A 25816-nucleotide genomic window follows, 5' to 3' on the forward strand; every position below is an offset into this window, starting at 1 on the left:
GATAGAGAAACTAGTCTCTCGGCGCCTCGGACGCCCACGGAGGGTCGGCACCCGGGCGAGAAACCGTGATGGCAGCTGCCCGAGCAGCGAAGCTCAGTGCTCGCTCCCAATCTTCCCTACCCATGTCACGAACGGCGCTGGATGTGACAATGGTCTCTTCATTCAAAAACTGTAGTAAAGCCCCGTGCACGGTGTCACCTGCGCCGATGGTGTCCACCACGTCGACGGCCACGCCGGGAACAGAGATTTCTTCCGACGCCCGGAACACCGACAGACCGTCGCCGCCGCGCGTCATGACGACGGCCGACACGCCCGCGGCGAGCCAGTCGTCGACCGTCGTCCCCTCGGTTCCGAGCCCGAGCCAGTGCGAATCGTCCTCCGAGACCTTCAGGATGTCGACGTCGGGAAGCCACGATCTGAATCGCGTGCGGAACTCGTTGGCGGTGATGTCGCCGCTCGTGCTGTCGATGGCGGCAGGCCGGATGTTCGGGTCGAGCATCGTCAGCTTGCCGGCGGCGTGCGCTCTTTTCAGCAGGTTCGCGTACACCGACGCACCCGGCTGGTACAGAAGCGACAACGTGCCGAACGACAGAACGTCGATGTCGTCCGGGATGTCGCCCGGATCCTGGACGAGACGATCCGCGGTGCCGTCCGCGTAGAACGAGTACTGGGCACTGCCGTCCGACGCGAGCGTCGTCATCGCCAGCGTGGTCGGCTCCTCGCCGCGCTGAACCCACGACGTGTCGACGCCTGCGCCGCGCAGACTCTCCAAGATCTGGTCGCCGAACGGGTCGGTCGACACCCGCGAGAGGAATGCGACCTTCGAACCCAGGCGTCCGATCGCGACGGCGACGTTGAACGGGCCACCACCGAGCTTCGGCGCCAGCAACGGTCCTTCGTGCACCGGTACCAGATCGACCAGTGCCTCTCCACACACGAGAATCGTCATGCGGCGCGATGCTCCATTCCCCACGAACCGGTCCAGGACTTGCCCGGCTCCAGTACCAGTAGATCGATCCCCGAGTTGAACGCGTCGGGCGGGCACGTCATCGGTTCGATGGCGAGCGCCCGACCACGGTCTGGATAGGCCTGGTCGTTCTTGGGGTCGGCCGTGAACACCTGAATCCAATCGAATTCGCGATCGGTCCACAACACCGTGGCGGCGCCGTCGGGACCCGACAATACGTGGCGTGCCTTGCCGTCCTCGTCGGGAACTTCGGCGCTGAACGGCGTGTCGAGCCAGACGTCCTTCAGGGACTTGGCGGTGGTGAAGTCGTAGTCCGTGCCCGCGGTCGGTACGGAAGGACCATGAGGCAGCATTCGATCCGGATCCAACTGCAACCGTGTGCCCGCGGACAGCTCGAGCGTGCACTCGTCCAGAGGCACGTCACCGACGCGTACGAACGAGTGGAAGCCCATTCCGAACGGCGCGTCGACGTCACCGGCGTTGGTCGCCGACGCCGTCACGACCAGACCGTCGTCAGTCAGCTCGTGGGTCACCGTCAGCGTGATCCGGTACGGCCACCCCTTGTGCAGACCGACGTCGACCGACTGTTCGACGCGAGAATCGGAGTGGTCGACGAGCGTCCAGTCGACGCGTCGGACGAACCCGTGACTGGCGTTGCCTCGCGCAGGCTCGGTGATGTCGAGCTCGTGGTCGACTCCGCCGAACGAGAACTTGCCGTCGGCGACGCGGTTGGGCCACGGCGCGAGCACGAGACCGGCCGACAGCGGGGGCTTCTTCCCCAGTTCCCACGTCTCGGTCATGGGCGCGCCGTCGAACTCGAGCGAGCGCAGACCGGCACCGGTCGAGGCGACTTCGGCGCGGTATCGACCGCTCGTCAGCACGTAATTCCGTTCGTCAGCCATGGTGTCCATTGTCCACCCTCGTGACTCGATATCGAATGAATGCCGGAAGTGCGACGGCTGCGATCACCACACCGACGACGACGAGAACGCCGCCACCTGCAGCCGCGGCCGCAGTACCGACCATCGCGGCGCTCGCCCCGTGCAGGACGTCGCCGATACGCGGACCACCCGCCACCACCACGATGAACACGCCTTGCAGACGGCCGCGCATGTCGTCGGTGGCGACCTGCTGCAGCATCGTCGACCGGAACGCAGCCGAGATCATGTCCGCACCACCGCCGAGCGCGAGGAAGGCAAGGGCGATCCACAGCGCGACCGAGACGCCGCCGCTCGTCGCCATCCCGACGCTGACGCCGAACCCCACCATCGCCAGTCCCCACACGACGATGCAGACGATCACCGCAAGCCCCTGCCGCTCGACGCGCGGGAGCCATCCCGAAAACACACCGCCCAGAACGGCACCCGCCGACAGCGCCGCGAACAACAAGCCGAGAACCAGGCCGCCCGACGCCGGATCACCGAACGTGTCGTGCGCAATCTGCGGGAACAGCGCGCGCGGCATCCCGAAGACCATCGCGATGATGTCGACGACGAACGACGCGAGCAACACCTTCTGCGTCGCAAGGTACGTGAAACCCTCGACGACCGAACGTAATCCGGCCCTCCGCCCGGCCTCCGCCGGTGGGATACGCGGCAATCGGATCACGGCCCACAGCGTCGCGAACAGGGCGATCGAGTCGACCAGATACAGCGTCTGCAGACCCGCGAGCGGAATCATCGTGCCCGCGATCAGCGGACCGGCGATGGCCCCGAAGTTCATCACCGTCATGTTCAACGAGTTCGCCGCAGGCAACTGCGCTCCGGGCAGTAACCGGGGAATGATCGCGCTGCGCGTCGGCTGATTCACCGCGAAGAACGCCTGCTGAACGGCCAACAGGCACAACACGACCCACACGTTGTTCAGATCTGCGAACGCCTGCAACCACAGCAGGGTCGACGTCGAGATCAAGCCGACGGTCGTGATGGTCAACAGCGTGCGGCGATCCATGACGTCGGCGAGCGCCCCGCCCCACAACCCGAACACGATCAACGGTACGAGGCCGAAGACACCCGTCAGACCGACGTATGCCGAACTGCGGGTGATCTCGAAGATCTGTTGCGGCACAGCGACGATACTGAGCTGCGCACCGATGACGGTGACGATGTTCGCCACCCACAGGCGTCGGTAGGCCTTGTTCTGCAGTGGTGTCGTGTCGGCGAGTACTCCGCGAAGCTTGCTCTTCTTCTTCAGCGCTTCCGTCACGGCTGAAGCCGCTCCACCACCGCGTTCGCGACGGTGACGCGAATCCTGTTGTGCAGACGGCTGGTTCGACCCTGCCAGAACTCGACGGTGTCGGGAATCAGCCGGAAACCACCCCAATTCGGCGGTACCGGAACCTCTTCGCCGTCGAACCGCGTCGTGACGTCGGCGAGCGCCTGTTCGAGCTCCGCGCGCGAGCCGATGGGTCGAGATTGCGCCGACGCCCACGCGCCGAGCTGCGATCCGCGCGGACGCGTCGCGAAGTACTCGGCCGTCGTCTCCGCCGACACTTTCTCCACAGACCCTCTGATGGACAACTGGCGCGCTATCCCGATCCACGGGAACGTCACCGATGCATACGGTGTCCGCGTCAGGTGAGTGGCCTTGTCCGACTCGTAGTTCGTGTAGAAGACGACACCGTCCCGCTCGAGGTCCTTGCAGAGGACCGTGCGCGTCGACGGACGACCCGCCTCGTCGACGGTCGCCAACACCATCGCGTTGGGCTCGGGAATCTCGGCGGCAATCGCGTCGGAAAGCCACGCGCGGGCCACCGGAAACCAGCCGTCGACCAGCTGATCAGCGTCGAGATCGGTGTCCTGGCGGTAGTCGACCCTCATGTCCGCCAGAGGCTTCTGCTCATTCTGCACGTACCCGAACGTTACTCCCGGGTACGACGGGTTACAGTGCTGACCAGGCAAGCTCGAACGCGAGCCGCAAGGCCACAAGGAGAGTCCTAACGTCATGGCTGTTCAACAGGTACCCGAAGATTTCGTCAGCGGCCTCGAGGGCGTCGTCGCGTTCACCACCGACATCGCCGAGCCGGACAAGGACGGCGGCGCACTGCGTTACCGCGGCGTCGACATCGAAGATCTCGTCGCCAAGCGGGTCACGTTCGGCAACGTGTGGGCACTGCTCGTCGACGGCCGCTTCGGCCCCGGCCTCCCGCCTGCCGAACCGTTCCCACTTCCCGTGCACACCGGCGACGTCCGCGTCGACGTCCAGGCAGGCCTGGCGATGCTGGCCCCGATCTGGGGATACCAGCCGCTGCTCGACATCGACGACGCCACCGCCCGCGAACAGCTCGCCCGCGCGTCCGTCATGGCACTGTCCTACGTCGCCCAGTCCGCACGCGGCATCCATCAGCCCGCGGTCCCGCAGAAGAAGATCGACCTGTGCGAGACCGTCACCGCACGCTTCATGACGCGATGGAAGGGCGACCCCGACCCCGCGCACGTCGAAGCCATCGACGCCTACTGGGTCTCCGCGGCCGAGCACGGCCTGAACGCGTCGACGTTCACCGCTCGCGTCATCGCCTCGACCGGCGCCGACGTCGCCGCCTCGCTGTCCGGTGCGATCGGCGCGATGTCCGGCCCACTCCACGGCGGCGCGCCCGCACGAGTGCTGCCGATGATCGAAGAGGTCGAGAAGCAGGGCGACGCCCGCGCGCTGGTCAAGGGCATCCTGGACCGCAAGGAAAAGCTCATGGGCTTCGGGCACCGCGTCTACCGAGCCGAGGATCCCCGCGCCCGCGTGTTGCGTGCGACGGCCAAGCGCTTGAACGCACCGCGCTACGAGGTCGCCGCCGCATTGGAGCAGGCGGCGCTGGCCGAGCTGCGTGAGCGCCGCCCCGATCGCGCGATCGAGACCAACGTCGAATTCTGGGCCGCGGTCATCCTCGACTTCGCCGAGGTACCCGCGCACATGATGCCCGCCATGTTCACCTGCGGCCGCACCGCGGGATGGTGTGCGCACATCCTCGAGCAGAAGCGACTCGGCAAGCTCGTGCGCCCGGCGGCCATCTACACCGGACCTGCACCGCGCTCCCCCGAATCCGTCGACGGGTGGGGGCAGATCGTCTAGGGCGGTCGTTCTGCGCAGGTGCGATCGGACGTCCCCGAACGCGGTCCGCGCACCTTCCAGCAGGCGCGCACGTTGCAACCTGCGCAGCTGCTGCAACCTGCGCGGGTAGATGCGAGCGCACAGCGATCGGACGCCCCGAACGCCGCCCGCGCACCTTCCAGCAAGCGCGCACGTTGCAACCCGCGCAGCCGCTGCAACCTGCGCGGGGAGGAGCGAGCGCACAGCAAACGGACGCCCCGAACGCCGCCCGCGCACCTTCCAGCAAGCGCGCACGTTGCAACCCGCGCAGCCGCTGCAACCTGCGCGGGTTGCATTGAGCGCACAGCAATCGGACGCCCCGAACGCCGTCCGCGCACCTTCCAGCAGGCGCGCACGTTGCAACCCGCGCAGCCGCTGCAACCTGCGCGGCAGAACCGAGCACACACCGATCGCACATCGCGAACCTCGACCGCACACCTTCCAGCAAGCGCGCACGGTGCAACCCGCGCAGCCGCTGCAACCTGCGCGGATATGACGGTTCGCTGCCGAATTCCACAGGTTCGCTTTATCCACAGGCGACCGCTCACCCGACCGTCGGCCAGGTGTGGCTGGGCCACCATAAGTCGCATGTACCCGGAGAAAGACCCGCTGCTGCTGCGTCGCGACATGGTTCGAGACGGATCGTCGGACAGTGACATTCGTATCGCGAAGGCCGACGGTTCGATCACGCCCCTTCGGCGAGGCGCGTTCGTTCCGACGACGACGCTGAAGGATCTGCGGCCGGAGGAGCGGCACCTGCTCAATGTCCGAGCACATCTCGCCGCAGCGACCAGCGCACTCGTCGTGAGCCACCAGTCCGCGGCCGTCGTGCACGGCTTCGCGATGTTCGCCCCGGACCTGGGGAAGGTCCACTTCACCGTCGACCGAGAGTCCGGCGGTCGAACCACGAAGACTCGCCACGTGCACGCGAACACCCTGACCGAAGCCGACGTGACCGTGGTCGACGGAATTGCGGTGACGTCGGCCGATCGCACTGTTGCCGATCTGCTGAGACTGCTCCCGTTCGAGGCCGGCGTGTGCGTCGGCGATGCTGCACTACGGGCAGGCTCGGCAACTGTCGCGGGAATCGAGGAAGCGCTGGCACGGTCGGGCAAACGAGCCGCGGTGAAGGCGCGACGCACCCTGGCGTTCTGTGACGCGCGGAGCGAGAGCGTCGGGGAATCGCGAACTCGTGTTTTGCTGCACCGCGCGAAGATGCCTCCCCCACTTCTTCAGATCGAAGTTCGCAACAAGCGCGGTCGCTTCGTCGGACGACTCGACCTGGGGTACGCCATCGGAGTTGCGCTCGAATTCGACGGGAAGGTCAAGTACACGAAGCACGCGAAACCAGGTCAGGACCCGGGCGACGTCGTCTTCGCGGAGAAAGTTCGCGAGGACGAGATCCGACGAATCGGATGGGTCGTGTTACGGGTGACGTGGTACGACCTCGATCACCCGGACGAGTTCTTGGCGCGGCTGCAGGAAGCGCTCGACCTGGCGGCGACGCTGCCTGGCCCCGCGTCGTTCGACGAGCCGGCATGACCGCGCAGGTTCCAGCAAGCGCGCACGTTGCAACCCGCGCGACTACCGCAACCTGCGCGGGCAGAAGCGAGCGCACACCGATCGCACATCGCGAACCTCGACCGCGCACCTTCCAGCCACCGCGCACGTTGCAACCCGCGCAACTGCTGCAACCTGCGCGGGCAGAAGCGAGCACACACCCATCGCAAATCGCGAACCTCGACCGCGCACCTTCCAGCCAGCGCGCACGTTGCAACCCGCGCAACTGCGGCAACCTGCGCGGCAAGAAGCGAGCCGGCATGACCGCGCACTTTCCAGCAAGCGCGCACGTTGCAACCCGCGCAGCTGCTGCAACCTGCGCGGCAAGAAGCGAGCGCACAGCGATCGGACGCCCCGAACGCCGCCCGCGCACCTTCCAGCAAGCGCGCACGTTGCAACCCGCGCAACTGCTGCAACCTGCGCGGGCAGAAGCGAGCCGGCATGACCGCGCACCTTCCAGCAAGCGCGCACGTTGCAACCCGCGCAACTGCTGCAACCTGCGCGGGCAGAAGCGTGCCACCATCACCGCGCACCTTCCAGCAAGCGCGCACGTTGCAACCCGCGCTACTGCTGCAACCTGCGCGGGCAGAAGCGAGCCACCGTCACCGCGCACCTTCCAGCCAGCGCGCACGTTGCAACGCGCGCTACTGCTGCAACCTGCGCGAACGAGGAAGCGGCGAACAGTCGACCCGACCCATCGACTAACCTGTACACGCCATATTCCAACAACGCCCACTTTCCCCGAAACTTAGGATGCGCTGCTCACATGGCCGACTTGCCGATCATTCCCGCTGACCTTCTGCCCGCCGACGGACGCTTCGGCTGCGGCCCGTCCAAGGTTCGGCCCGAGCAGCTGCAGTCCCTGGTCGACGTCGGCGCCTCCGTGTTCGGTACCAGCCACCGCCAGAAGCCCGTCAAGGACGTCGTCGCACGGGTGCGCGCAGGTCTGCGCGATCTGTTCTCGCTGCCCGACGGCTACGAGGTCGTCCTCGGTAACGGCGGTACGACGGCGTTCTGGGACGCAGCCGCGTTCGGCTTGATCCGTGAGAAGTCGCTGCACCTGACCAACGGCGAGTTCAGCTCGAAGTTCGCGTCGGTCGCGAAGAACAACCCGTTCATCGGCGATCCGATCGTCGTCAAGGCCGATCCGGGCAGCGCCCCCGAGCCGACGTCGGACCCGTCCGTCGACCTCATCGGCTGGGCACACAACGAGACGTCGACCGGTGTTGCCATCCCCGTCAGCCGTCCTGCCGGTTCGGAGAACGCACTCATCGCGATCGACGCGACGTCCGGTGCGGGCGGTCTGCCGGTGAACGTCGCCGACTCCGACGTCTACTACTTCGCCCCGCAGAAGTGCTTCGCCGCCGACGGTGGCCTGTGGATCGCACTGATGAGCCCCGCTGCGCTCGAGCGCGTCAGCGAGATCCAGTCGTCGGGTCGCTGGACTCCGGACTTCCTGTCCCTGCCGATCGCGATCGACAACAGCAGCAAGGACCAGACGTACAACACCCCCGCGCTCGCGACGCTGCTGCTGTTCGCAGACCAGATCGAGTGGTTGAACGGCAACGGCGGCCTGGACTGGGCCACGGGTCGCACGGCCGACTCGTCGTCGCGCCTCTACACGTGGGCCGAGCAGAGCGAGTTCGCGACGCCGTTCGTCGAGAACCCCGCACATCGCAGCCAGGTCGTCGGCACCATCGACTTCGACGAGAAGATCGACGCGGCTCAGGTCGCGAAGATCCTGCGTGCGAACGGCGTCGTCGACACCGAGCCGTACCGCAAGCTCGGACGGAACCAGCTGCGCGTCGGCATGTTCCCGGCCATCGAACCGGACGACGTCACGGCACTCACCAAGAGCATCGACTACGTCGTATCCACACTGAGCTAGCAGCGAGCTCACAGGCGGGCGCTTTCTTCGAGAGCTAAAATAGTTGGCAGTCGCAACTATCTCGGAGGGAGCGCCCGTGCGTGTTCTGGCATCCCTTCTTCGACTGAAGGTCACCCTCGGGTACTTCGCGCTCGCCCTGACCGCCACCGCGCTCCTCTCCCATCTCCGCCCACACACCCAGTGGCACGTTCTGTTCGAGGCCAGCACCAACCTCCACAATCTCGGCGACGGCCATGTCGGCACCCTCGTCGCGAGTGCCTTTCTCACCGACGGTGAGACCGACTGGCTGTGGCTCGGATCGGTCGCCGTCCTGTTCGCCGTCGCCGAGTGGCTGTCGGGTTCGACCCGGTTCCTGCTGACGTTCGTCGCCGGACACGTCGGTGCGACGGCACTCGTCGCGCTCGGCCTGTTCGTCGGAATCCGCGCGGACTGGCTCGCCGATTCTCTGGCGGTGGCCGTCGACGTCGGCGTCAGCTATGCCGCGGCCGCAGTCGCCGGCTCGATGATTCGCTACCTGAGCGGACCGTGGAGGACGACGTGGGCGTGCGGGTGGGTGTCGCTCGTCGCCGCGTCGGTGGTGATGGACCCGTCGTTCACCGCGTTCGGACACGCTGCGGCACTGTCGATCGGACTGGCTCTGGGCGCCTTCTACCTGCGACGCGATGGAAAACCGTTGATCGACAATCGGTCTCGCACCGTCGTGGCCGAACCCGTGCAGCCGTCGGCATCGATGACTAGTCTGTGACACCGGAGAACCTACGCGTGTCGGACATCCGACCGAGATCACGAGTGGATTACAGTCGAGAGCGGACGATATCGCGAGTCGGCGCGATGAGGAGGTCAAGGTGCGAGATCTACGCGTGGTCGGTCTCGAACCCGATGGGCAGTACGTGATCTGTTCGGATCCCAAAACCGGCGACAAATTCCGGCTTCCGGCCGACGACAAGCTCCGCGCTGCCTCACGCGGTGACATCGCTCGACTAGGACAGATTGAGATCGAAATGGACAGTTTGCTCAGGCCCAAGGAGATCCAGGCTCGAATTCGCGCGGGTGCCAGCGTCGAACAGGTTGCAAGTGATTCCGGGATGGTACTGAGCCGGGTCGAGATCTTCGCCCATCCCGTCTTGCTCGAGCGTTCCCAGGCCGCCGCGATGGCGCAGGAGGGCCACCCGATGCGCCCCGACGGTCCCGCCGTCCAGACGCTGTCCGAGGTTGTCACGCAAGCCTTCCGCGCACGTGGGCACAGCCTCGACGACGCCACATGGGACGCATGGCGCGACGACGACAACAAGTGGGTCGCCCAACTGAAGTGGCAGGCAGGCCGCACCACCAACAAGGCGCACTGGCACTTCATGCCCGACGGCCACGGCGGCACCATCACCGCGCTCGACGATGCGGCGTCGGAACTGATCGATCCCGACTTCGGACGTCAGCTGCGTGGTCTCGCTCCGGTCCGCGCCTTGGAGCCCGCACCCGCCGAGGACGCCCAGCAGTCGTTCGACGAGTACTACGGAACGACGTCGGACAGTGAACTCGAAGCAGCCGAGCACGAGCCGGAGTCGAGCACTCCGGAACCGAAGCACGAAGCATCCGCACCGAAGAAGGACAAGAAGGGCAAGCCTGCGATGCCGTCGTGGGAGGATGTCCTGCTAGGTGTCCGCTCCAGCGGCCACAGCTGATACACGAGCACAGCTGACATCGGGGAGGGTGCAGGCAGTGGGGGCCAAGGCATCGACCATCTGGTACGTCGACACGCCGGATCCGATTTCGGTTCTGCGCCAGACCACTTCGTCCCGTCACGACGCGGCGACGGCGCTCGTCGGCAGCCTGTTCGCCGACAAGGTCGCCGTGCCGACACAGCAGGCGCCCATCTCCAAGTCGGCGTCGGTGGGGGTCGACGAGGTCGCCGTCGGTAGCTATCCCGGCGTGACGGTCGTGTGCAGCACCCGCATCGCCGACGCGTCTCCTGCATCGCTGTCCGAGCACTGGTCGCGTCCGCTCGCGTCGGAGAAGACCTATCTGATCGCGACCGACCCGGAGACGGCGTGGGGCGCGTTCGCCTACTGGGAGCGCGGATCGCTGCGACGCTCGTTCAGCGCGACACCGATCTACATCTACGAGGACATCGGTCTGCCGCTGGTATGGGAACGCCCGTTCTGGGCAGGCGAGCACCCGCTCGTCTATCCGCCGGGCGTCATGCCGGATCCGCAGTCGCTGCCGTTCCATCCGCAGGAGTTCGCCGAGGCCGCCAATGCGCACTGGCTCGGCTTCCGCTACACCGGCGCTCCCCGCGGGGAGGAGTTCGACCCGAACTCCCTACCGGTGAGCGGATTCTCGCTGTACACCCCCGGTGAAGAGCCGACCGCTGCACCTCCCCCGGCGCCCGCGTCGGAACGGTCGTTCAAGCGCTGGTGGCGACGGAAATCCCCAGCGCCACGAAGCTGACCACGGCGCCCACGACTGCGCCGTGGACGAGCCACCGCACGGTCGGCTTGTGCCTCCACCGCAGGATCGTCGGAGCGGCGCCGCCGACCACGACGACGTTGATTGCGAGTGCGAGCGCACTGTTGATGGCGGCGAGTTCGAGCCCGAACGCCGTGAGCGCGGTTCCGACGAGTACCGCGGCGAATGCCGCCACGGGTATGCCGGTGTAGAGGACGCTGGTGTTCCTCACCGGCCTCATTGCAGGCGTACTCGCTCGTACAACGCCATGGCCGCCGCGGTGGCCACGTTGAGCGAATCGGTGCCCGGTGCCATCGGAATGCGTGCGCGAACATCGCTGGCGCGCATGGCATGTTCGGTGAGACCGGGGCCTTCGGCTCCGAGCATCAGCGCCACCTTCTCCCCCGTCATCGCTTCCGCGAGCGAGATCGCCGACGGGTTCGGCGTCAGCGAGATGGTCTGAAAACCGGCCTCCCGCAATATGTTCAGGCCACGCGGCCAGTCGGGGACACGCGCGAACGGAACGCGCAGAACGTGACCCATCGACACCCGCACCGCGCGTCGGTACAGCGGATCGGCGCACGCGGCACCGAACAACACGCCGTCGGCACCGAGTCCCGCCGCGTTGCGAAACATCGAACCGAGATTCTCGTGGTCGTTGACGCCTTCGAGGACGACGACCGTGCGCGCATCCTTCAGTACGTCGGCGAGGTCGAGCTCGGGCGGCCGATGAGCCGCGGCGAGCACTCCGCGATTGAGATGGAACCCGACCGCGTCGGCCATCACGTCGGCGGTCGTGCGATAGAACGGCACGTCGACATCGTCGAGACGCGACCCGAGTTCGGTCAGGCGGCGATCGACACCGAGCAGACTGATCGGCGCGAACCTCGACGACAGCAGCCGCTCGGCCACGAGCACACCCTCGGCGATGACCAGTCCCTTTCCGTCGGGCAGATCCGGGCGACGGTCGGAGGAGTTGAGATCGCGGAAGTCGTCGAGACGGGGATCGGCTGAGTCATCGATGTCGATTACGTGTACCACGTGTCCATCTTGGCATCGTGTGAAAAGCTCGACTGTGATGAGTACCGATGACGCGATAACGATCAGAACCGCTACCGACGACGACTGGGGTGCCGTAGCTCTCCTCGACGCGCACGCGTTCGGTGAGCACCAGAACTCCGAGGACCTCGCCGAGACCCAGATCCTGACGAGTTCCGAACACGTCGTGATGGCCTGGCACGGTGAGACTCCCGTCGGCGTCGCGATGCACTTCCCGATGTCGGTGACGGTGCCGGGCGGCGCTCAGGTCGAGGCATCCGGTGTGTCGTGGGTGTCGGTCGCGCCGACGCATCGTAGGCGCGGGATTCTGCGTCGCATGTTCACGAAGCAGCACCGCAAGCTGCAAGACGCGGGTGCGCCGCTGTCGCTGCTGACCGCCAGCGAAGCCACGATCTACGGCCGCTTCGGCTACGGACCCGTCACCGAGGAACATCGCGTCGTGATCGACCGACGGTTCGCACAGTTCCACTCGGGCGTGCGTCCGGTGACCGGGGTGCGGCTCGTCGAGTCGGCGGAGGCGTCGAACCTTCTTCCCGAGATCTATCACCGCTGGCAGCGTCGTACCGCCGGCGCACAGCCGAAGCCGCCGATCCGATGGGAGCGCTTCTTCGCCGACCGCGAGAACCGCAGGCAGGGTCTGACGGAACTGTTCTTCATCGTTCACCCGGACGGCTACGCCGCGTACCGGCGCAGCGAGAGCGAGAGCAAGATCGTCGTCCAGGAGTTCATCGCCGTCACCGACGCCGCGTACGCCGAACTGTGGCAGGTGCTCGCAGGCGTCGATCTCGTCGACTCCATCGAGGTCAACCAGGCCCCCGACGAGGCACTGCCCTTCCTGCTGACGAGCAATCGTCTCCCGAAGGTCACCGACCATCACGACGCGTTGTGGTGCCGCATCATGGACGTCAAGGCTGCGCTCGAGGCCCGAACGTACGGCGTCGACGCGCAGTTCGTCATCGAGGTCGACGACCCGTTCCTCGACGCGGGCGGAACGTTCGACGTCACGATCACGGCAGGGCAGGCGTCCGTCACCCGCACCGAAGCCGCACCCGACGTCACGATGAAGATCGACGTGCTCAGCTCGATGTACTTCGGGCAGCACCGGGCGACGCGGTTCGCGGCGGCCGAGCGGTTGACGAGTCGCGACGCCGACGCGCTGCACACGGTCGATCTCGCGTTCTCCACCGACCGTGCTCCAGTCATGGGGTGGGCGTTCTAGCCCGGCCGCGCTCGACTCCCTGACATTTGTCATGACCGACCCGTGACGGTGTCAGTCCGACCGGTGATGCCGTGCACTGTCGCGGCATCTCGGATCCGGAGATGCTTCTAGGCATGAAGCAACCGGATGAAGGAAACCTGTTCACGGACCTGATGGAATTCGGTCCGGCTCCGACGATGGCCCGCGAGGTCGTCGTCGTCGTGATCTCGATCGCGCTCTTCGGTGTGGTGTTCGCACTCGTCGGGCCGACCGTGCTCCTGTTCGTCGCCGCCGCGGTCGCCGCAGTGTTCCTCGGCGTCCGCTTCGCGATCGGACTTCGCGGCTGGAGCAGGTCATGAGCATGATCGAGGTGGCGAACATGACGCGCCGATACGGCAGCGGCAAGAGCGCGTTCGAAGCGGTCAGCGGTCTCGACCTGTCGGTGACCGAAGGTGAGCTGTTCGGCCTGCTCGGCACCAACGGCGCCGGCAAGACGTCGACTCTCGAAGTGATACAGGGACTTTCGCGACCGAGCGAGGGAACCGTCTCGATCATGGGCCTCGACCCCATCCGCGATCGCCGCGATGTGCGCCCGAATCTCGGCATCATGCTGCAGAGGGGCGGGTTGCCGTCGGACCTCACGGCGCTCGAGAGCCTGACGATGTGGGCCGGAACCTGCAGCGACCCGCTGCCGCCCCGCGAGGTATTGGAACGCGTCGACCTCGCCGATCGCGCCGACACACGCGTGAAGTTCCTGTCCGGCGGTGAGCAACGACGCCTCGACCTCGCCTGCGCCATCATCGGACAACCTCGCGTGCTCTTCCTCGACGAGCCGACGACGGGCCTCGATCCCGAAAGTCGGCGCAACACATGGGCTTTGATCGAAGACCTCAAGCGATCCGGCGTCACGATCATGTTGACGACCCACTACCTCGACGAGGCCGAGGGCCTGTGCGATCGGCTCGCGATCATGCACAAGGGACGCGTCGTACGCGCCGGGACCGTCGCCGAGGTCGTGGCGGACCATCCCGCCAGCATTCGGCTCGAACTACCCGATGCGCCTCTGCCCGAACTGGTGTCGTCGACCGTCGACGTGGAGGACGGCAAGGTGGTCATCCGGACGAACGAACTACAGGACACCCTCACCGAATTGATGCTGTGGGCACAGCGATCGGGCGTACGCATCCACGGCCTCGACGCCAGGGCTGCATCGCTCGAGACCGTGTTCCTGTCCATTGCAGACGAATTCGACCGACCGCAGGAGGTCGCGGCATGAACACCTTGACAACACTGTCCCGCAGCGAATTCACCCTGCTGCTCCGCAACCGCGTGCTGCTGTTCAACGCGATGGTCATGCCGTTGCTGTTCCCCATCGTCGTTCTGGTCATCGGCCGCGACGACGGACTGCCCGACACCGTCGTGTCCGGAGCACTGGAAGTGTTCGCACTGTTCCTGCTCGTGTTCCTGGTGTACTACAACCTCCTGTCCGCGTACGCGACGCGTCGAGACGAGTTGGTGCTCAAGCGACTTCGCACCGGTGAAGCGACGGACAACCAAATTCTTCTCGGCCCGGCCGTTCCCTCGTTCGCGCTGACGGTGATTCTGACGATCGCACTGACGGCGATCATCGCCTTGCTCGGCGGTGGCCTTCCCGTCAATCCGGTCCTGTTCGTCGCCGGACTCGGCGGTGGCGCAGCGATGTTCGCGGCCCTGGCCCTGATCACGTCGTCGTTCACGCGTAATGCCGAAGCCGCGCAGATCACCAGCCTTCCCGTCATCCTGGTCGCGATGGCAGGCACGTCGTTCCTGCGAAACATCGTCCCCGAATCCCTCGACAGAATCATCGATCTGACACCGATGGCTGCCGTGCTGGATCTGGTGAATCTCGGCTGGCTCGGCACGACGGATCCCGAATCCGCGCCTCTGACGGCCGCCCAGACGTTCTCGCCCGCGGTGATGCCGCTTGTCGTCGTCGCCGCGTGGATCGTCGGTTCGGTCGTCGTCGCGAAGACGCACTTCCGCTGGGAACCGCGGGCCTGATTCTGGCAAGGTGAAAGACATGGAACTGCGCCGTTACCTCGATCCGCGCACGACGTGGAAGGACACGACCGAGGTCGACAAGGTCCGGCTCTACACACGTCAGTCCTTCATCAGCATCATCGTCGCGCTGCTCGTCGCCGCGGTGACCGATACCGTGTCCCGCGGCGAATGGGCCACTGCCGTCGCGATGGCCGTCAGCGCGACCACGGCCGTCATCGCGATACGACGGATGCCCAGGCTGGGCGGAACTGCTCGAGGTGACATCCGATGGCCGGTCGCACTGTGCGTCGCCGGGAGTGTCACCGCCGGTATCACGAGCAGCGCTCCGGCCCTGTGGATCTGGGCGCTGCTGATCACCTCGATTCCGATCAGCGCGATGATGACGTTGCGCGTCGCCGCGCTGACGGCGGTCGTCGTCGGAGCAGGAACCATCGCCACGCGCTTCGGGGTGCTCGGCGGTGTGATCGCGTGTTTCGTCGTACTCGCGATGGCGGCCAGCACGCACCTGTCGATCTGGTTGCTGCGCATCGTCAGCGAGCTCGACGCGTCGCGTCACGCGGCATCGGCCCTGTCCGTCGCCGAGGAACGCCTGCGGTTCTCGCGCGATCTGCACGACGTCGTCGGCCGGGCTCTGTCGGCCATCGCGGTCAAGAGCGAACTCGCGGCAACACTGTCGCGTCGGGGAGACGACCGGGCCGCCTCGCAGATGGACGAGGTGCGCGATCTCGCACACCAATCCATGACCGAGGCAAGGCAACTCGCTCGGGGCTATCGCCAGATCGACCTCGTCGCCGAGATCGACGGCGCGCGTTCGCTGCTGAACGCTGCAGGCATCGAGACCGACACCGTCGGCAACGCCGACACCCTCGACCCGGCCTACACCGAGGCGGCCGCGTGGGTCGTACGGGAGGGCGCGACCAACGTTCTCCGGCACTCCGACGCCTCCCACTGTCGAATTGCCCTGAGCGAGAACGGAGTGAAGATGACCAACGACCGGCCACATGCTGTTCGTTCGAGCGACGGAACAGGACTGAAGGGGTTGAAAGAACGCCTGGCCGCCGTCGACGGTACTCTCGACGTTGCCTGCACCGCAGACGAATTCACACTGTCCGCGGCATTCCCGGCTACGGTGGCCTCATGATCCGCGTACTGCTCGCCGACGACGAGAACCTCATCCGCAGCGCGTTGGCGACGATGATGGCGCTCGAGGACGACATCGAGATCGTCGCTCAGACCGAGTCCGGCGAAGAAGCCGTCGAGGCCGCGACGAAGCATTCGCCCGACGTCGCGGTCCTCGATCTGCAGATGGGCGGCATCGACGGTATCGAAGCGGCCGGGCAGATCGCTGCGGCGTTGCCGTCGTGCGCAGCGATCATCGTCACCAGTCACGGCCGTCCCGGATATCTGAAGAAGGCGCTGGCCGCGGGTGTGCGCGGCTTCCTGCCGAAGACGACGTCGGCCTCCACGTTGGCCGAGGTCGTGCGTACCGTGCACGGCGGTGGTCGCTACGTCGATCCGACACTGGCGGCCGAGGCGATCGGCGCCGGCGATTCACCGTTGACGCCGAGGGAAGCCGACGTGCTCGAATACGCGGCCGACGGCGCGTCGATCGCCGAGATCGCCGAACGTGCACACCTCACGCAGGGCACGACGCGAAACTATCTGTCGGCCGCGGCGGCGAAACTCGGTGCAGCGAACCGTCACGAAGCGTGCGCGATCGCCCGACGCTACGGCTGGATCTGAGGCAGCGCGCCTGCTCGGACGGGACGGTGACAGACCTGCATGACGGGTAGACGCAGTCGGTCGGTCCCGCGCACGAACCGGACACGCAGATTGCCCAGACGCATCAGGTACACCCCGGCCACGACGCCCGTCGCGAGCGAGACGACGCCACCGAACAACAGCGGTGCGCGCGGGTCGAGCACGTCGGCCAACCACCCGAGGACCGGGCTGCCGAGCGGCGTCCCACCGAGAAAGCAGAGCATGTAGATGCCCATGACGCGTCCTCGCATCTCCGACGGCACCGACATCTGCAGAATGTTCATGGCCGACGTCGTGAACGTCAGCGTCAACGCACCCGTGGGAACCAGCAGTAGCGCGACGAGGACATAGTTCGGCATCAGCCCGACGAGTGTCTCGAACACCCCGAAACCGATGACCGCGCCGAGGAACAGCCGGAGTCTCGGTGAGCTGGTGCGTCGGGCCGCCAACGTCGCTCCCGCGAGGGTTCCGATGGCCAGCGTCGTCGACAGAAGCCCGTACGCGTCGGCGCCGCTGCCGAACGAATTACGTGCCAGCACGGCCAGACTCAGCGGAAAGTTCAGCCCGAAGGTCGACACCATGAACACCGTCGCGAGCAGCACGCGCAGATCGGGTCGTCCCCACACGTACGCGAAGCCTTCGCGGACCTGACCTTTCGCTCGCGGAGCCGGCTCGACGCGGAACAGATCCCCCGCACGCATCGCCAGAAGTGCGCCGAACACGCCCACGAACGACACCGCGTTGATCAGGAAGACCCATCCCGTACCGATCAGGGTGATCAGGACCCCGGAGATCGCAGGGCCGACGATGCGCGCCGAGTTGAACGTCATCGAGTTCAACGCGATCGCGTTGGAGAGCGTTTCCTTGCCCACCATCTCGATCGTGAAGGACTGTCGCACAGGCGCATCGATCGCCGACGAGCATCCGAGCACGAACGCGATGAGGTAGACGTGCCAGAGCGCGACGACGCCCCCGACGTCGAGCACACCCAGCACCAAGCCGCAGATCGCGGCGAATGCCTGCGTGATCATCAGCAGCGTGCGCTTGTCGTACCGGTCGGCGAGAACTCCACCCCACACCGACAGCAGCAGAGTCGGCCCGAACTGCAGGGCCATGACGATTCCGACGGCGAAGCCGTTTCCCCCGGAAAGGGTCAGTACGAGCCAATCCTGCGCCACGCGCTGCATCCAGGTACCGATGAGGGAGACGATCTGCCCGGACGCCCACAAGCGGTAGTTGCGTGTTCGCAGCGCTGCGAACATCGACGGGGCAGTAGGCACTCTTTAGATACTAACCCTAGGTAACGATTTACTCCGAGTCGCTCACCAAGGCGCCGATGATGGTGACGGCGTCGCGCAGCACCGCCAGCTGCGGCTCGTCCAACCCCTCCAACTGAGCCGTCATCCATGCTTCGCGTGCGCTGGCCTCGTCGGCGATCAGTTCCTTGCCCGCCGCGGACAGCGAGACGATCACCTGACGGCCGTCGGTGGGGTGCGGAGTGCGCACGACCAATCCGAGTTCGGCCAGCGACGCGATGACCCGCGTCATCGAGGGCGGCTGGACCTTCTCGCGCGTGGCGAGTGCCCCTGGCGTCATGTCCCCTTCGCGGCTCAAGGTTGCAAGAGCCGACAGCTGAGTCAACGACACCTGCGAATCGACTCGGCGCCCCCTGAGATGGCGAGTCAATCGCACGACGGCAAGCGACAGATCACTTGCCAGTTCACGGTTGTCCTTCACGCTGTATCCCGACGTCACAGCGGAGAGATTACGCCTAGAGCCGCGTTCGGGCTCACGTAACCGCGTCAGTGATGGGTCCGACGACGAAATATGCAACGAAGAGCGCTGCCACGACCCAGAGCAAGGGATGAACCGACTTCGCCTTCCGAGCGGCTACGGCGAGTACGACCCAGGTGATGAAACCGACGCCGATTCCATTTGCGATGGAAAACGTGAACGGCATGACGACGATGGTCAGGAACGCCGGAAGGGCCACCTCGAACTTGGTGAAATCGATGTCGCGGACCTGCCCGATCATCAGCGCGCCGACGACCACGAGGGCAGGTGCGGCAGCCTCGATCGGCACGATCGCGGTGAGCGGCGTCAGGAACATCGCCGCGAGGAACAGCACGCCGGTGACGACGTTGGCGAGGCCCGTCCTCGCGCCTTCGGCGATGCCCGACGCCGATTCGACGAACACCGTGTTCGACGACGCCGATGCCGCACCGCCGGCGATCGCGCCGGTTCCCTCGACGACGAGTGCCTTTCCGATACCCGGCAGGTTGCCCTTGTCGTCGACGAGGTTGCCCTCCTTGCCGAGACCCGTCATCGTGCCCATCGCGTCGAAGAAGTTGGCCAGCACGAGGGTGAACACCAGAAGGCTGGCGGCCAGAACGCCGATGCGGGTGAAGGCGCCGAACAGGTCGACGTCACCGACCAACGACAGGTCCGGAATCTGGAAGAGGGTGTCCGGCAGGATCGGCACGCTCAGGTTCCACCCCTTGGGGTCGACGCCCTGGGACGGTCCGACATCGGTGAGAGCCTCGATGACGGCCGCGACGCCGGTCGTGACGACGATGCCGATCAGCAATCCGCCGCGCACCTTTCGGACGACGAGGATGCCCATCAGCAGGACACCGAAGACGAACACGGCCGTCGGCCACGACGCGATGGAACCGTCGATACCGAGACCGACCGGAACCGTCGTGCCCGCGGCGTCGGGAATGCGGCGAACGAAGCCGGAGTCGACGAGACCGATGAACGCGATGAACGCGCCGATACCGGCGGCGATGGCGGCTTTCAGCTCCGACGGGATCGCGTTGAACACCGCGGTACGGAACCCGGTCACGGCGAGCAGCACGATGATGATGCCGTCGATGACCACGAGGCCCATCGCCTCGGGCCACGTCACCTGCGGCGCGATCGTGACGGCGAGCAGCGTGTTGATGCCGAGACCGGCGGCGATGCCGAACGGATAGTTGGCGACGATGCCGAACAGAATGCTCATGAAGCCGGCCACGAGCGCGGTCACCGCGGCGACCTGTGACACCGGGAGGATGTTGCCGAGAACGTCGGTCTTGGCCGCGGCGTCGTCGGGCGAGAAGCTACCGAGGATGAGCGGGTTCAGGACGACGATGTAGGCCATCGCGACGAAGGTGACGAGACCGCCACGTACTTCGGCGCCGACCGTGGACCCTCGTTCGGTGATCTTGAAGTAGTTGTCCAGCAGCCGGGACGAGAAAGCCATGGGAGTAACCTACCTTCATGGACAGGCAGAGTGCGGACAGGGAAAGTGTGCTCAGCCCGCGCCTGACGGATCCGGCGCCGGTACTCGCTGTCGGAATAATCGCATGGATCGTCGCCGCGGTCGTAGTCGCGGTCAGCGGCGACCGATGGGCGGACGCGCTGACGACCTGTCTGACCGGAATCGTCCTGGGCGCCTTCGGCTTCACACTCTTCGTGGTCCAACGTGCCGCGGCACGACGCGGGAGCAAGACCGCTCAACGCGGATTGACCTGAGAGCGCCGTCACGTAATCGCCGTCATAAAACAGCCTTTGACGTGCGGAAATTCACCGCCGAACGCGGTTGTGTAACACAGATTTAACGCGGATCATCGGTGATGTCAGATTCGAAACAGCACCGATTCCCGAAAGCAAGGCCATGAAGCTCGTTTCCCAGTTCCGTACCCGTCGCAATCACGTCCGTTCGCTTCGCGCTCTCTACGCCCGCGCACACGCCGTCTCCAGCCCGTCCATGCGCGACGAGTTGCTCGTCATCGCACAGCGGAGCGACTTCGCGCGGTAATCGCCACCGCCGCAAGACCCCACAGAACACCGAACACCCAGCCCGCCAGAACATCTGTCGTCCAATGGGCGCCGAGGTAGATCCGCGAGAAGCCGATCGACAGGGATGCGACGGCGGGTAACACCAGCACCACCGGATTCCGACGCCACGACACGGTCGACCGCCACATCAGTGCAGTGACCGTCGTGGCCAGGATCGCCGACATCATCGCGTGCCCCGACGGGAACGAATAGGTGGAGATCTCCACCAGACGTTCGGGTATCGGGGGCCGGTCACGTCCCCACAGCAGCTTGCCGAGGCTCATCGCGCCCCAGCCGGTCAGCATCGCGCCACCGACCATGATCGCGTCGGGCACTCGTTTCGACACCAGCAGCGCGACACAGACGACGACCGACAGCACGAACATCGACACCGTGTTGCCCAGCGTCGTGATCGCCCAGAAGACGTCCGTCAGCCACGGCACCCGGTGCGCCACCATCCACTGCAGAACGTCACTGTCCACGCGGTCTCCCCCAGCTCTCGTCACAGTGCACGATGCCGTCGTCGGTCACCCACGACGCGACCCGGCGTCTGCCTTCGACTGCGCCGGTCACGCGCACGGTCAACTCTCGGTGCACGACGACCTGTCCCGACGGCAGCTCCGATCCCAGCGCCGCGCAGGCAAGTACCGCGTCCGGCTCGCGATCCCACGAACTGACGCGTCCGACGCCGACGACGTCCGCGCGAATCGATTCCGACGCAGTGCGCACGTCCAGGATCGACGCCAACGTCGCCGCCGATTCCATCGAGGACAGCACCGCGACGTCCGACGTCACGACGCCGACGAACCACGGCCGGTCGACGACCACCGCGTCGGCGGGGTCGATCACGGCCCCGGACATCGCACGCACACGGGGAGGAAGATCGAGATCGTCGAGATCGACGACTCCCGACGACACCGCCTCGGCGACGAGTCGGTGCGCACGCGCGACGACGGCCGGCGTCGGAGTACGCGCCGGATCGGCGAGCCGGTCCAGAATCAGGGACGCGAACTCCGCGCTGTCGCAGACCGCGGGCGCCAGCGCCGACGCCACGTCGTCGGCGTGCGGATGGTCGAGCGGATCCAGCAGGCCGGCGAATGTCAGATCCGACGGGGCACGGTAGTGGCCGAGCCGATGGCCGTCGATCACAGCGTGCCGACGCAGCCACCACGCGGTGTACCCGCCACGATCGGCGAGCAGGTCGCGTGTGGTCCGCTCCTCGACCAGCTGCGACAGAGCGTCGGGCCAGCGTTCGTCGTCGACGAGGTCGAGGTCGCGGACGGCGATCAGCACATCGGGGTCTTCCCGCAACGACGCCCACCAGGCGCCCTCGTCGGCGAGATCGTGATCCGGTCCGGTCGGCAGGTCCTCGGTGACGACGCCGAAACCCCATCCGACGCCGACCGCCCGCAACGCGTCGGCGCCGAACCTGTCGACCACGGACGTGGCGACGACACCGAACGGCGAGTCGCTCGACAGCAATCGCACCAGCGGCGCGTCCGGGAGCAGTAGTTCGTCGGCGGCGCGCAGTTCACCGTCCGTGTCCTCGATCGGAAGCGAACCGAGCCACGACGGCAAATCCCGCTGCCCGTCGGCCAGCGACAGCACGGTGGCGATGAGTTCGTCGACGGCATCGTCGTCGTCCCAGTCCAGATCGTCGAGCACGACCTGCAGCGCCGGATCGGACAACAACTCCGCGGGCGACGCCTCGGTCGCGCCGAGCCGGGTCAACAGCGGTGCGGCGGCGTCCGGGTGGACGAGCCGAGCCCAGTGCACTCCCCCGACCCCTCGTGCTCCCACCGCGAGAACCGTAGTACGCGGGCCCGTGACGGTGCGGCCGTCGGACAGCGGAACCGGCAGCGCCGCAAGCTCTTCCGGAGCGACACCGTCGGTGACGAGCGGGGCCAACGCGTCGTACAGGCGGTGCCACCAGAGGGGTTCGTGCGACGTCCCGGACAGCATGTCGGCGAGCCTGGCCAACCCGATTCGATGGACGTCGACGGCCGCGAGGGCGGGGCCGTGCCGCGGGCCGGACACCGACGGGGCCGCGAGATCCGGCATCACCGGCCCGAGCACCTCGGCCAGTTCGTCGGTCAGTCCCGGCAACACGACGGCCCGCGACGGAATCAGATCCTTGCCGTCGACGCCGGGAAGCCAAGGGACCGAGGCACATTCACGCACGATCCGCTCGCGCAGCACTCCGTCGACCTCACTGCGCGCGAAACCCGGCCTCGGCACGAACGACGGCCGTGAAGCAGCAGGAAGCGCGGCGAGCATGCGGCCGTAGCCGTCTGCGATCCCTTCGACGGGAGTGCCGGGCAGCGTGCGTCTGCGGTCCGGTTGCATCGCGACGTCGGCAATCACGATGGCGGGCAACGACAATTCCTCGTCGGACCGCGTCGGAGCGCGCAGAACGTCGGCGTCGACAGGCACCGGGACGCCGTCGCTCATGGGCACCACCCAGCGCGCGTGGTCGGTGCGAAACTGCCACCAGGTTCGGTCGCCGATGGTCAGGTGCGCCGCACCGTTTCCGATATCCGTTGTGCGGCAGTCGAAGTGCGTGTCGTCGATGTCGATCGTCGTCAACGAGTCGAGTTCGAGGAGCAGGTCGACGGCCTCGGCCCGGAACGCGTCGAACATCGGTGCGGCATCGTGACGTAGCTTCAGAACGATCTCGGACGCAAACCCTTCCGCCGGCGCTTCGTTCGTCGGCCACGCCAATCGGAGCACCGGGATACCCGCGTCCGGGGCCGTCAGACCCGCGTCGATCAGAACCTGCCCGGTCCGTTCGGCACTGAACACGATTCCGCCTGCCGCGGAACGGAATTCGATCTCGGACGCCACGGTACGCACGGCAGTGAAGCCGACTCCGAACCGTCCGACCCCCGACGTCTTCGCCGACGCACGCAGCGCCGTCAACGCATGCACACCCTCGATGTCGAGAGGGGCACCCGTATTGGCCACGTGCAACGCGTCGCCGACGCACCACACCTTCACATGCCCGGGAACCCCCGCTCGGTCCGCCGCGTCGGCAGCGTTCTGCGCCAGCTCGGTCAGCAGACGATCGCGATATCCCGCGCGAACCAGATCCGCCTCGGTCGCCGCATCCTCTCGCAGCCGGGTCGGCGACGACGTCCACGCCGAGACGACCCCGGCCCGCAGAGCTTCGGTGTCGAAAGGATCGTTCAGGTGGTCGATTGCGGATCCTGGATCGGCTGCTCGTCCTGCGACGCCTCCGCCGCTTCCGTCTCCTGCGGCGCTTCCGTCTCCTGCGCCGGTTCCGGTTCCTGCACCGGTTGCGGTTCCTGAGGTGTCACGTCGAGCACGGCGTCGTCGTACGGCTCGAACTGCGGCGAGCCTGCGCCGGTGCGCAACTCGGTGTCCGAGTGCGCGCCGCATCCGTACTCGGCGTGGACGACGCGTCCGTCGGCGGCGAACTCGTTGCCGCACACACCGAACGCGGCGGAGAGCGACCCGGCGATCGGAAGGTAGAAGCCGCACAGACCGCACGTCGACGGTGCGGCCTTCGCCATCTCGCTGCCCGGACCGAATTCGCCGTCGTGCCACCGCTCGGCCGCGTCGAGACGTCCTTCACGGCTCGGCACCTGCGTCCGTCCGAGGCCGAGCTCGTATGCGACGTCGTCGACCTGCGGGTCACCCGTCGCGACGTACCCGGGAACGAGCCGCGGATCCTGCACGCGAGGGGGAAGGAGATCGCCGGGACCGAGATCGCCGGGGCGAATGCGCTCGTCCCACGGCAGCCACTCGGGCGCGACGAGAGCATCGGGGCCCGGCAGCAGAACGAGCTCGCTGATGGTCGCGGTGTCCGCGCCCTCGGGTGCCGCGACGACGACGGCCCACTGCCAACCGCGGTAGCCGGGCAGGTCGCTCACGAAGCGATGGGTGGCAGAACTCTCGTCCTCGGCCGTCACGCCGAGATACTCACCGATACCGCCTTCGCCCAGGTCGACGACCGCCTGCCGCGCCAGATCCACGGCGTCGGCCAACACGGGGCGAACCGGTTCACGCTGGGTTGTCCGATCGCGCACGGCTTCGTCGCGGTCCGAATGGTCGAGTTCTGGAGACGATACGAAACTCACGTCGTTCATTTTGCCGCATCACGTCGAATGCGCCCAGTTCGGGCCTGCCATGATGGGCGGATGACCGTCCCCTTCCGGGCCGTGCCGGGTCTGCTCGCCGCGGCGGTTCTGCTGATCGGGTGCTCCGGAGCCACGGACGAGCCGGACGCCACCGCCGCGACGTCGACCGTGACGGTCGTCCAGACGCGGGAGCACGATCGAACGGCGTTCACCCAGGGTCTCGAGGTGTCCGGCGACGAACTGTACGAGGGCACCGGCCGCAACGGGTCGTCGTACGTACGGGTTTCGTCCCTCGAGACGGGCGAGGAACTGCGACGCGTCGACCTGTCGTCGAACTATTTCGGCGAGGGGCTCACCGTCGCCGGAGACTCCCTCTGGCAGATCACGTGGCGCGACGGCGTCGCGTTCGAGCGCGATCCCGTCACGCTGCAGGAGCGTCGGCAGGTGGTCTACGACGGCGAGGGCTGGGGCCTGTGCGACGACGGTGACCGACTGATCATGAGCGACGGCTCGTCGACACTCACGTTCCGCGATCCCGCGTCGTTCGACGAGACGGGGTCGGTCCAGGTGACAGTGAACGGCGAGCAGCTGAGCAACCTGAACGAACTCGAATGCTCCGACGACGGTTCCGTCTATGCCAATCTCTGGCAGAGCGACGACATCGCCCGGATCGACCCCGACTCCGGGCGCGTCACCGAGATGATCGACGCGTCGCCGCTCTGGAATTCGATGACCTCCGACGAGCGTGCGGGTGCCGACGTGCTCAACGGAATCGCGCAGATTCCCGGCACCGACAGGTTTCTCGTCACGGGGAAGCTCTGGCCGACGATGTTCGAGGTGCAGTTCACACCCCAGCCGTGAGTCGGTGTCTTCGCCGCGTCGATTTTTAGGACAGAATT

26 protein-coding genes are annotated in these 25816 nt (G+C 66.5%); 14 read left to right on the forward strand and 12 right to left on the reverse strand.

The window, feature by feature from the left end:
• Window positions 1-10 precede the first annotated feature (10 nt).
• Genes A3K89_RS10080 through pdxH form a run of 4 tightly spaced genes read right to left on the reverse strand, consistent with a single transcriptional unit; the run spans window position 11 to window position 3786 of the window.
• Window positions 11-949: a carbohydrate kinase family protein gene (locus A3K89_RS10080; protein WP_068424701.1), complete on the reverse strand. Its 939-nt coding sequence runs from the start codon at window positions 947-949 to the stop codon at window positions 11-13.
• Window positions 946-1878, reverse strand: a complete 933-nt coding sequence (locus A3K89_RS10085) for an aldose 1-epimerase family protein (RefSeq protein WP_068424704.1) — start codon at window positions 1876-1878, stop codon at window positions 946-948. Before A3K89_RS10085 ends, A3K89_RS10080 begins: the two co-directional genes overlap by 4 nt.
• A complete protein-coding gene (locus A3K89_RS10090) occupies window positions 1862-3172 on the reverse strand; it encodes an MFS transporter (protein ID WP_068424707.1) in 1311 nt (436 codons plus the stop codon). The genes A3K89_RS10085 and A3K89_RS10090 overlap by 17 nt, the downstream gene beginning before the upstream one ends.
• Complete coding sequence (gene pdxH / locus A3K89_RS10095) at window positions 3169-3786, reverse strand: pyridoxamine 5'-phosphate oxidase (protein WP_068426054.1); 618 nt, start codon at window positions 3784-3786, stop codon at window positions 3169-3171. Before pdxH ends, A3K89_RS10090 begins: the two co-directional genes overlap by 4 nt.
• Window positions 3787-3910: 124 nt before the next feature.
• On the opposite strand from pdxH, the gene A3K89_RS10100 reads away from it, so the two are divergent.
• The 6 genes from A3K89_RS10100 (at window position 3911) to A3K89_RS10125 (ending at window position 10940) form a co-directional block, all read left to right on the forward strand.
• Entirely contained in the window at window positions 3911-5029 is a 1119-nt protein-coding gene (locus tag A3K89_RS10100) for a citrate synthase 2 (protein ID WP_068424710.1), read from the forward strand.
• A 606-nt stretch (window positions 5030-5635) separates the two neighbouring features.
• Window positions 5636-6589, forward strand: coding sequence for a hypothetical protein (locus tag A3K89_RS10105; RefSeq protein WP_068424713.1), 954 nt, complete (start codon window positions 5636-5638; stop codon window positions 6587-6589).
• A 784-nt stretch (window positions 6590-7373) separates the two neighbouring features.
• The gene (serC, locus tag A3K89_RS10110; protein WP_068424716.1) at window positions 7374-8495 is read left to right on the forward strand and encodes a phosphoserine transaminase; all 1122 of its coding nucleotides are present in this window, start codon (window positions 7374-7376) and stop codon (window positions 8493-8495) included.
• A gap of 76 nt (window positions 8496-8571) precedes the next feature.
• The gene (locus tag A3K89_RS10115; protein WP_068424719.1) at window positions 8572-9240 is read left to right on the forward strand and encodes a rhomboid-like protein; all 669 of its coding nucleotides are present in this window, start codon (window positions 8572-8574) and stop codon (window positions 9238-9240) included.
• A gap of 100 nt (window positions 9241-9340) precedes the next feature.
• Window positions 9341-10174: a septation protein SepH gene (sepH, locus tag A3K89_RS10120; RefSeq protein ID WP_068424722.1), complete on the forward strand. Its 834-nt coding sequence runs from the start codon at window positions 9341-9343 to the stop codon at window positions 10172-10174.
• Between the two features lie 37 nt (window positions 10175-10211).
• The gene (locus tag A3K89_RS10125) at window positions 10212-10940 is read left to right on the forward strand and encodes a DUF6928 family protein (protein WP_068424725.1); all 729 of its coding nucleotides are present in this window, start codon (window positions 10212-10214) and stop codon (window positions 10938-10940) included.
• On the opposite strand, the gene A3K89_RS10130 is transcribed toward A3K89_RS10125, so the two are convergent.
• Together A3K89_RS10130 and A3K89_RS10135 are read right to left on the reverse strand one after the other, a co-directional pair.
• On the reverse strand, window positions 10897-11169 hold the full coding sequence (locus A3K89_RS10130; protein ID WP_254303484.1) for a DUF2537 domain-containing protein: 273 nt from the start codon (window positions 11167-11169) through the stop codon (window positions 10897-10899). The two genes, A3K89_RS10125 and A3K89_RS10130, sit on opposite strands and share 44 nt — an antisense overlap.
• A 5-nt stretch (window positions 11170-11174) precedes the next feature.
• Window positions 11175-11978: a TrmH family RNA methyltransferase gene (locus A3K89_RS10135; RefSeq protein ID WP_068424731.1), complete on the reverse strand. Its 804-nt coding sequence runs from the start codon at window positions 11976-11978 to the stop codon at window positions 11175-11177.
• A gap of 37 nt (window positions 11979-12015) precedes the next feature.
• Between A3K89_RS10135 and A3K89_RS10140 the strand changes: the two genes are divergently transcribed.
• The 6 genes from A3K89_RS10140 (at window position 12016) to A3K89_RS10165 (ending at window position 16977) form a co-directional block, all read left to right on the forward strand.
• A complete protein-coding gene (locus A3K89_RS10140) occupies window positions 12016-13215 on the forward strand; it encodes a GNAT family N-acetyltransferase (RefSeq protein ID WP_068424734.1) in 1200 nt (399 codons plus the stop codon).
• Window positions 13216-13328: 113 nt separating this feature from the next.
• Complete coding sequence (locus tag A3K89_RS10145) at window positions 13329-13553, forward strand: hypothetical protein (RefSeq protein WP_084423746.1); 225 nt, start codon at window positions 13329-13331, stop codon at window positions 13551-13553.
• Window positions 13550-14470 carry an ABC transporter ATP-binding protein gene (locus A3K89_RS10150; protein WP_068424737.1) on the forward strand — a complete coding sequence of 307 codons (921 nt, stop codon included), beginning with the start codon at window positions 13550-13552 and terminating at the stop codon, window positions 14468-14470. The genes A3K89_RS10145 and A3K89_RS10150 overlap by 4 nt, the downstream gene beginning before the upstream one ends.
• On the forward strand, window positions 14467-15234 hold the full coding sequence (locus A3K89_RS10155) for an ABC transporter permease (RefSeq protein ID WP_068424740.1): 768 nt from the start codon (window positions 14467-14469) through the stop codon (window positions 15232-15234). Before A3K89_RS10150 ends, A3K89_RS10155 begins: the two co-directional genes overlap by 4 nt.
• Window positions 15235-15253: 19 nt before the next feature.
• The gene (locus tag A3K89_RS10160) at window positions 15254-16375 is read left to right on the forward strand and encodes a sensor histidine kinase (protein ID WP_068424742.1); all 1122 of its coding nucleotides are present in this window, start codon (window positions 15254-15256) and stop codon (window positions 16373-16375) included.
• The gene (locus A3K89_RS10165) at window positions 16372-16977 is read left to right on the forward strand and encodes a response regulator transcription factor (RefSeq protein ID WP_068424745.1); all 606 of its coding nucleotides are present in this window, start codon (window positions 16372-16374) and stop codon (window positions 16975-16977) included. Before A3K89_RS10160 ends, A3K89_RS10165 begins: the two co-directional genes overlap by 4 nt.
• On the opposite strand, the gene A3K89_RS10170 is transcribed toward A3K89_RS10165, so the two are convergent.
• The 3 genes from A3K89_RS10170 to A3K89_RS10180 are packed head-to-tail and all read right to left on the reverse strand — an operon-like array spanning window position 16962 to window position 20239.
• On the reverse strand, window positions 16962-18257 hold the full coding sequence (locus A3K89_RS10170) for an MFS transporter (protein ID WP_174551419.1): 1296 nt from the start codon (window positions 18255-18257) through the stop codon (window positions 16962-16964). The genes A3K89_RS10165 and A3K89_RS10170 overlap by 16 nt on opposite strands.
• A gap of 46 nt (window positions 18258-18303) precedes the next feature.
• A complete protein-coding gene (locus A3K89_RS10175; protein ID WP_068426059.1) occupies window positions 18304-18732 on the reverse strand; it encodes a MarR family winged helix-turn-helix transcriptional regulator in 429 nt (142 codons plus the stop codon).
• A gap of 52 nt (window positions 18733-18784) precedes the next feature.
• Complete coding sequence (locus tag A3K89_RS10180; protein WP_068424751.1) at window positions 18785-20239, reverse strand: NCS2 family permease; 1455 nt, start codon at window positions 20237-20239, stop codon at window positions 18785-18787.
• 17 nt (window positions 20240-20256) lie between these two features.
• Between A3K89_RS10180 and A3K89_RS10185 the strand changes: the two genes are divergently transcribed.
• A complete protein-coding gene (locus tag A3K89_RS10185) occupies window positions 20257-20511 on the forward strand; it encodes a DUF2530 domain-containing protein (protein ID WP_068424753.1) in 255 nt (84 codons plus the stop codon).
• A gap of 254 nt (window positions 20512-20765) precedes the next feature.
• Here the strand turns inward: A3K89_RS10185 and A3K89_RS10190 are convergent, their stop codons facing one another.
• The 3 genes from A3K89_RS10190 to A3K89_RS10200 are packed head-to-tail and all read right to left on the reverse strand — an operon-like array spanning window position 20766 to window position 24917.
• Window positions 20766-21299, reverse strand: a complete 534-nt coding sequence (locus A3K89_RS10190) for a phosphatase PAP2 family protein (protein ID WP_084423692.1) — start codon at window positions 21297-21299, stop codon at window positions 20766-20768.
• Window positions 21289-24006: an ATP-binding protein gene (locus A3K89_RS10195; protein ID WP_068426064.1), complete on the reverse strand. Its 2718-nt coding sequence runs from the start codon at window positions 24004-24006 to the stop codon at window positions 21289-21291. The genes A3K89_RS10190 and A3K89_RS10195 overlap by 11 nt, the downstream gene beginning before the upstream one ends.
• Window positions 24003-24917, reverse strand: coding sequence for a DUF3027 domain-containing protein (locus A3K89_RS10200; protein WP_371828794.1), 915 nt, complete (start codon window positions 24915-24917; stop codon window positions 24003-24005). Before A3K89_RS10200 ends, A3K89_RS10195 begins: the two co-directional genes overlap by 4 nt.
• 60 nt (window positions 24918-24977) lie before the next feature.
• Here A3K89_RS10200 and A3K89_RS10205 point away from each other — a divergent pair, with 60 nt between their 5' ends.
• On the forward strand, window positions 24978-25778 hold the full coding sequence (locus A3K89_RS10205; RefSeq protein WP_068424755.1) for a glutaminyl-peptide cyclotransferase: 801 nt from the start codon (window positions 24978-24980) through the stop codon (window positions 25776-25778).
• The last annotated feature ends 38 nt before the right edge of the window (window positions 25779-25816 follow it).

This window comes from Rhodococcoides kyotonense, from assembly GCF_001645385.1.
Lineage (GTDB): Bacteria > Actinomycetota > Actinomycetes > Mycobacteriales > Mycobacteriaceae > Rhodococcoides > Rhodococcoides kyotonensis_B.

Coding starts and splice junctions, on each gene's coding strand:
- A3K89_RS10080 (WP_068424701.1), bottom strand. CDS start 949: ATGACGATTCTCGTGTGTGGAGAGGCACTGGTCGATCTGGTACCGGTG.
- A3K89_RS10085 (WP_068424704.1), bottom strand. CDS start 1,878: ATGGACACCATGGCTGACGAACGGAATTACGTGCTGACGAGCGGTCGA.
- pdxH (WP_068426054.1), bottom strand. CDS start 3,786: ATGAGGGTCGACTACCGCCAGGACACCGATCTCGACGCTGATCAGCTG.
- A3K89_RS10100 (WP_068424710.1), top strand. CDS start 3,911: ATGGCTGTTCAACAGGTACCCGAAGATTTCGTCAGCGGCCTCGAGGGC.
- A3K89_RS10105 (WP_068424713.1), top strand. CDS start 5,636: ATGTACCCGGAGAAAGACCCGCTGCTGCTGCGTCGCGACATGGTTCGA.
- serC (WP_068424716.1), top strand. CDS start 7,374: ATGGCCGACTTGCCGATCATTCCCGCTGACCTTCTGCCCGCCGACGGA.
- A3K89_RS10140 (WP_068424734.1), top strand. CDS start 12,016: ATGAGTACCGATGACGCGATAACGATCAGAACCGCTACCGACGACGAC.
- A3K89_RS10145 (WP_084423746.1), top strand. CDS start 13,329: ATGAAGCAACCGGATGAAGGAAACCTGTTCACGGACCTGATGGAATTC.
- A3K89_RS10150 (WP_068424737.1), top strand. CDS start 13,550: ATGAGCATGATCGAGGTGGCGAACATGACGCGCCGATACGGCAGCGGC.
- A3K89_RS10155 (WP_068424740.1), top strand. CDS start 14,467: ATGAACACCTTGACAACACTGTCCCGCAGCGAATTCACCCTGCTGCTC.
- A3K89_RS10160 (WP_068424742.1), top strand. CDS start 15,254: ATGGAACTGCGCCGTTACCTCGATCCGCGCACGACGTGGAAGGACACG.
- A3K89_RS10165 (WP_068424745.1), top strand. CDS start 16,372: ATGATCCGCGTACTGCTCGCCGACGACGAGAACCTCATCCGCAGCGCG.
- A3K89_RS10170 (WP_174551419.1), bottom strand. CDS start 18,257: ATGTTCGCAGCGCTGCGAACACGCAACTACCGCTTGTGGGCGTCCGGG.
- A3K89_RS10180 (WP_068424751.1), bottom strand. CDS start 20,239: ATGGCTTTCTCGTCCCGGCTGCTGGACAACTACTTCAAGATCACCGAA.
- A3K89_RS10185 (WP_068424753.1), top strand. CDS start 20,257: ATGGACAGGCAGAGTGCGGACAGGGAAAGTGTGCTCAGCCCGCGCCTG.
- A3K89_RS10205 (WP_068424755.1), top strand. CDS start 24,978: ATGACCGTCCCCTTCCGGGCCGTGCCGGGTCTGCTCGCCGCGGCGGTT.